Origin of the sequence: Geodermatophilus africanus (genome assembly GCF_900107105.1) — a bacterium.
Classification (GTDB): domain Bacteria; phylum Actinomycetota; class Actinomycetes; order Mycobacteriales; family Geodermatophilaceae; genus Geodermatophilus; species Geodermatophilus africanus.
This window is the reverse complement of record NZ_FNOT01000042.1, coordinates 1-5,793: the sequence shown is the minus strand read 5'-3', so window position 1 is coordinate 5,793 and position 5,793 is coordinate 1. Positions and strand designations below refer to the sequence as shown.

Sequence of the window (5,793 nt, the reverse complement as noted above, 5' to 3'; positions counted from 1 at the left end):
AGGTTCCACAGCCGCACCGTGCCGTCATCGCCGGCGGAGGCCAGAAGGCTCCCATCGTGAGCAAAGGCCAGCGCCCAAATCCTCTTCTCGTGGCCGCGCAGCGGCGAGCCCACCGGGGTGGGCGCAGCCGGATCGATGAGGTTCCACAGACGCACCGTGCCGTCATCGCCGGCGGAGGCCAGCAGAGGCTTATCCGGAGCGAAGGCCACCGCCCGGACCCCTTTAGCGTGGGCGATCAGGGTTCCTGCGTATGGGGTCGCGAGTATGTTGTTCACCAGTGCCGATCGAGTTTCGGGACTGTCATGAATGTGTACAGCGGCTTCGTTGAGTCGCAGGGCCGTGCGTGGGTCTTGATCGAGACGGGCTTCGGCCTGGGCTACGAGTTGACCGGCCGTGGCAAGGAGTTGGCGATCCTCAGCGGCGCGTTGCCGGTCAAATGCGAAGACGGCCAGGCCCAACGCGAGGATGAGGAGAGTGGACAGGATGGTGATGGCTCGGCCGCGGCGGCGCTGGTCGCGTCGGATGCTTACGGCCAAGAACTCTCGGGCTTGAGCGCTTAAGTCAACACGGTCGGCAATCAGGATTCGGTGTCGGAGTGGCCACCAGCTCACCGATCGCCCAACCCGGGCAGGCACCTTACGAGCAGGCTTGTACGCCGTGCTGTCGGTCCCGAGGCGTGCGCCGGTGTCGGCGAGGGCGGCCGCAAGTTGGCCACGTTCCCAAAGCCGGGTGGGTGAGTGTCCATGCTTCGCCCATTCGGCAGCGGCCTGTTCGATCTCGCGGCGGGCGCGCAGCGCGGATGCGGCGGCCGTGATGGCCGCGCTGAGGGGTGGCCACGCCGATAGGAAGGCCTCATGCGCAACGCCGAGGACGACGTGACCGGCCTCGGTGTCGGTGTCGAGCAGTCGGCGGTCGACGAACGGCTGAAGCTCAGCGAGGACCTGGTCGTGCAGCTCATCGCGGCGGATGCGCCAGCGGGTGGGGCGGCCTCGTTCGTCGACGGTCACCATTCGCAGCAGCTCCCGGATGACTTGGTCGCGGTCTCGGCCGCCGGTGGTGACCGCGTCAGCGAGGGCGGCATCCGCTTGCCCGGCCAGGGCGCCCTGGACGCCGCCGAGCTGCTCGTAGCGGATAGTGGAGATGCAGTCCCCGCGTCCGACGCCGTCGCTGAGCTGGGCCAAGGTGTAGGCCAGCAGCGGCAGGGCCTCGCCACCGCCGGTGTCAGCGACCAGCCGGCTCACCAGGTCGGCGTCGACGCTGATGCCAGCCCGGTCGGCTGGGCCCTCGATCACCGCGCGCAAGGCCTCGCGCCGCAGCGGCCGCAGGACGTGGGTGCGCGCCGGCAGCGCGGCCAGCTCGGGGTTGGCCAGGAGCGGGTCGAGGAACTCCGGCCGCAGTGTGGCCACCACCTGCGTCGGACCGTCGAGCGCGCGCCGCAGCAGCTCGGCGAAGCAGGCTCGCTCCTCCGTCCCGGTCTGGGTCAACAGCTCCTCGAACTGGTCGACCACTGCCAGCAGATGATGGCGCCGGCGTCCAGGCACGGCGAGCAGCAGGTCGTCGACCACCCCGGTGAGGTCGCCGGCGTCAAGCCGGTGGCGCACGTCGGTCACCGTCCAGGCCAGGCGGAGCTGGCGGGCGGAGGCGGCCAGCTCACGGGCCAGCGTGGCCATCGGGTGGGCGCCGGGCAGAAACGCCGGCAGTGTCCACCACTCGGGCTCGGCCGCCAGCACCGGTAGCAGTCCCGCCCGCACCAGCGACGACTTACCGCAGCCGGACGGACCGACCACCAACAACACCGCAGGGTCAGCCCGCTCTGCCGGAGAACGCAGCAGCGTGGCCAGTTGGTCGACCTCCCGGGCGCGGCCGAAGAACACCGAGTGCTCGTCGGTGTCCAGCGCGCGCAGCCCCGGAAACGGCGAGCGGTCATCGGGCCAGCCGTATCCGCCGGCGGCATTGACCCGCAGCAACGCCTCGGCCACCCGGGCGCGAGCCCCCGCCGCATCCTGCGTCATGTCCACGTACTGCACGGAGTTCAGCAGCGGATGCCGCACCCCCGATTCGGCCCGGATAGGCAGCAGTCGGCTACCCCGCGACTGCGCAATCGCCAACTCGGCGGTGCACCACACCGATGCCAGATATGCCGAGGTCAGCACGCAGACGAAGGCGTCGGCCCAGCGCAGCCGCTCGCGCAGCCGCTTCTCCCATTCCTCACCGGCGAGGATGCCGTCGGCCAGGTCCCGATCGAGAAACGCCTCGTGGCCCTCGTCGACCAGCCACCGGTGCACCTCGGCGGCCAGCGCAGCGTCCTTGCTCGCATGACTGACTAAGACCCTGGCCATGGCTGCTCCCCCAGGGTGCGCCACTAGAAGCCCAGCGTCACGACTAAACGCCCGATGGTCAATGGCCGTGGCCCCGCGGCGGAAGGCTGTGTCGAGATCCGGGTTGAGCGGGGCGCAGCTCGTGCGGCGAAGACACTCACCCACGCCGCAGCAGCGGCCTGACGCTACACCCGACGAGTGAACGGAAGCCGGGGCAGTCCCCCACGGCAATGTCGTGTGGTCAGTCCCGATACGCAGGCACTGAAGTGACCCTCGCAGGCCGGACGCCGGACTCGCCGGGCGGTTCAGGTGGTATCAGGCCGCGGGGTTGGGCGCTCCTGGCTGACGTGTCCTATCTGGCGGCGTTCGATGAGGTGAGGTTGTGATTGATCCGGTGCAGGTGTTGTGGTCTCCGGCCGGGGTGAGCCTGGCGTCGCTGGGTGATCGGGCGTTGATCGATATGTCCGACGGCGACACGCCCAACATTCGGATGCCGATCCGCATGCTGTCGGTGGACACCCCGGAGGTGACGGCCAGGACTGCCGACCGGGCCGCCGCCGTCGACCGGGAGTTCGTCCAGCTGGCCGAGTGGATCGATCAGGGTCAGGCACCGATCTCGCCCGGCCTGGCGGCACACTTGCTGCCGAAGCTGGCCACGGGCAAGGCGGGCACGCTGCAGTTCGAGCAGGGGCAGGCGGCGTCGGCGTTCGCGAAGCAGAACATCGACACCCGGCTGACGCGCCCGGACGGGTCCCGCCGCAATCTGTTCATCCGGGTCACCGACACCCTGTTCGACGCCAACGGCAGGCTGCTGGCCTACGTCGCCCCGGACTACAGCCCGCGGGAGCGCGAGACGCTGTCCCGGGCCCAGCGGGCGACGTTCAACCTCGACCTCGTCACTAACGGCTGGGCTGCTCCGTTCTTGCTTTACCCATCGATCCCCGGGGAGCTGGACCTGCCGCTGCTCGTCGCCGCGGCCGCCACCGCCCGCACCGGAAGGAAGGGCATCTGGTCGGACTCCGCGGCGCTGCTGGCCTACGAGTACCGGGCGATGGAGAAGCTGTACGCCATCACAAAGAGGATCGTCGCCGGTGAGGAGGTGCGGGGTGCGGCCGCCTTCGGCTGGCGCGAACGCTACTGCGCCGACATGCGAAACCGGGTGCTGCACGGCCCCGAGGACTACATGAACGTGCCCCCGGAATATCGGTTGTGGATCTGGCCCGACGACGTGGCTACGGCGGTCAGCCGGCTCAACCTCGTTCCGGCGCCCGCCCTCTCCCACGTCGATTGATGGTCGGAATGGTCAGCGCGTCGGGGTAATCGGGTGGCGCCGCCCTCCACGCGGGGCGTGCGCAGATCGCAATCCGCCGGTTGGTCGAGGCCGACGTCAAGCCTGTCGTCTGCCCTGGCGGCGCGCGCACCGGTCGCCGGTGATGGGTCGACCGGTCGTCTCGTGGCCCGGTCGAGCTGCGGCTGATGCTGCTTCCGGTGTGGTTATCGCCGCAGCCCGGCTATCGCTACGACCGGGGCATGAAGATGAAGTAGGAGCTCGGCTGGGCTGACGCCAGACGGATCCGCCGGCCCAGCGGCTCCCGTAGGTCAGTTACCGGCTGCCCGGAACTGCTTGACTACTTCGGCCCTGATGCGACCTCGCGGAGAGACCTCGATCCCCTGGCTCTTCGCCCACGCCCGCACAGCCGCGGGGTCCACATCGGTGGCGGTGTGACGAACAGTGGCTCGCCCGCGGCGGGTGCCGCCCACCTTGCGAGCGGCCTTCACGTAGCGAGAGAAGGCATCACGCGAAGGCATCGACGTCCTCGCCGACCGCGCACCCGGGCTGCGCGGCGCGCTGCTGGCCGCTCGCGCCGCCGGCCATTCCCACGTGACCGTGGACGGCACGCTCATCCGCACCGATCGGTGTCGCGTCGCCGGACCGACGGCCCGCGCTGATGGGTCCGACCGGCGGGTGGATCTGTGGTGGTCGGGCAAGCACGCCGCCCACGGCGGCAACGTGCAGGTCATCGCTGTCCCCGATGGCTGGCCGATCTGGACCTCACCGGTGCGGCCGGGACGGGAGCACGACACCACCGCGCTGCGCACCCACCCCGAGGTCCTGCAGCTGCTGGCCGAGTGGACCGACGCCACCCACGCAGTGCTGGCCGACCTGGGCTACGAGGGCGAGCGGGCGGCGCTGACCACGCCGATCAAGAAGACCACCGACGCGCCGCTGACCGACGACCAGCGCACCATCAACCTGCTGCACGCGGCCACCCGGGCCCCGGCCGAACGCGGCAACTCCCTGCTCAAGACCACCTTCAAGGCGCTGCGCCGAGTCAGCCTCTGCCCGTGGCGCATCGGCGCGATCACCGCTGCCGCCCTCGTGCTGCTCCACCACGTGCATGGCCGCACCACATGATCAACAGGCGAGCGGACCCGTTACTGGGAATGGCTCAATGAGCACCCACCGCCCGACCGACTCCGCCGGCACGACTCGTCAGCGGCGAGGACCGCGGCCATCAATGACAGGTCAATGTCATGACCAGGACGTACTTAGGACGTGGCTCGGCTGCCTCGTCGACACGCGGCGGAACGCCTCTGGGGCAACCGGTGGCTTGACCCGCCGGGGTGACGTCCCGCTGAGTGGTGGATGTAGTCCTCACCGTGCTGGTCAGCGGTGTGGTGACTATGGCGTGAGGATGGGCGGTGCCGCCAGTGCTGGGGTGGCGTCGATCGGGCGGATGGCGGCCATCGAGCCCTCGGAGAGGTAGCGGCGGTCGGAGGCCTGCCATTCGTCGTGGGCCTCGACCAGCACGGCGCCGGCCAGGCGCAGCAGGGCGTCGGGGTTGGGGAAGACGCCGACGACGTCGGTGCGGCGCTTGATCTCCTTGTTCAGCCGTTCCAGCGGATTGGTCGACCAGATCTTCTTCCAGTGCGCCACCGGGAAGGCGGTGAAGGCCAGCAGGTCGTCCTCGGCGTCGCGCAGCATGGCCTCGACCTGCGGGAACTGGCGGCCGAGCATGCCGGCGATGACGTCGAGTTGGGCGTGCACGTGTTCGGCGTCGGGCTGGGCGAAGACCGTGCGGATCGCCGCGGCCACCATCTCGGCGTTGCCCTTCGGGACGCGGGCGAGCACGTTGCGCATGAAGTGGGCCTGTAAAGAATCAACTTGTCGGCGTGTCAATGTCGTCGGCGCTCGGGGTCGGCAGCGAGGCGAGGAGCTCGGCCGCGGTGGTGAATCGGGTGGCGGCCGGTGTGGCGGCGTAGCCGGTCTGGTCCAGGAGCGGGCCGACTTCGCGCAGCGCGCCTCCGATGGTGCGGCGGCTGACTTCGAACAGCTCGGCGAGGGTGTCGTGGGTTCCCAGGCCGCGCCGGTGGAGCACGGTGGCCAGCACCCGCTCGGCGTCGGTGATCTTCTGCATGAAGACGCCGCCGCGGGCGCCGGGCAGCCGTTCGCCGCCGCGGAGTCGATGCCGAT

General features: G+C 69.9%; 3 protein-coding genes and 3 pseudogenes. 2 read left to right on the top strand and 4 right to left on the bottom strand.

What is annotated here, in order from left to right:
• Window positions 1–2,339 (bottom strand): nSTAND1 domain-containing NTPase (locus BLW63_RS25850; protein WP_139263845.1); only part of this gene is annotated, 2,339 nt, incomplete at its 3' end.
• A gap of 361 nt (window positions 2,340–2,700) precedes the next feature.
• Here BLW63_RS25850 and BLW63_RS25845 point away from each other — a divergent pair.
• The gene (locus BLW63_RS25845; protein WP_091162501.1) at window positions 2,701–3,609 is read left to right on the top strand and encodes a thermonuclease family protein; all 909 of its coding nucleotides are present in this window, start codon (window positions 2,701–2,703) and stop codon (window positions 3,607–3,609) included.
• Window positions 3,610–3,917: 308 nt separating this feature from the next.
• On the opposite strand, the gene BLW63_RS25840 is transcribed toward BLW63_RS25845, so the two are convergent.
• Window positions 3,918–4,127, bottom strand: coding sequence for an Lsr2 family DNA-binding protein (locus BLW63_RS25840; protein WP_244522820.1), 210 nt, complete (start codon window positions 4,125–4,127; stop codon window positions 3,918–3,920).
• Between BLW63_RS25840 and BLW63_RS25835 the strand changes: the two are divergent.
• Window positions 4,120–4,734, top strand: a pseudogene (locus tag BLW63_RS25835) (HARBI1 family protein); the annotation flags it as partial. The gene BLW63_RS25840 and the pseudogene BLW63_RS25835 overlap by 8 nt on opposite strands.
• A gap of 267 nt (window positions 4,735–5,001) precedes the next feature.
• Here the strand turns inward: BLW63_RS25835 and BLW63_RS25830 are convergent.
• Window positions 5,002–5,472, bottom strand: a pseudogene (locus BLW63_RS25830) (transposase); the annotation flags it as partial.
• 7 nt (window positions 5,473–5,479) lie between these two features.
• Window positions 5,480–5,793, bottom strand: a pseudogene (locus BLW63_RS27185) (ISAzo13 family transposase); the annotation flags it as partial.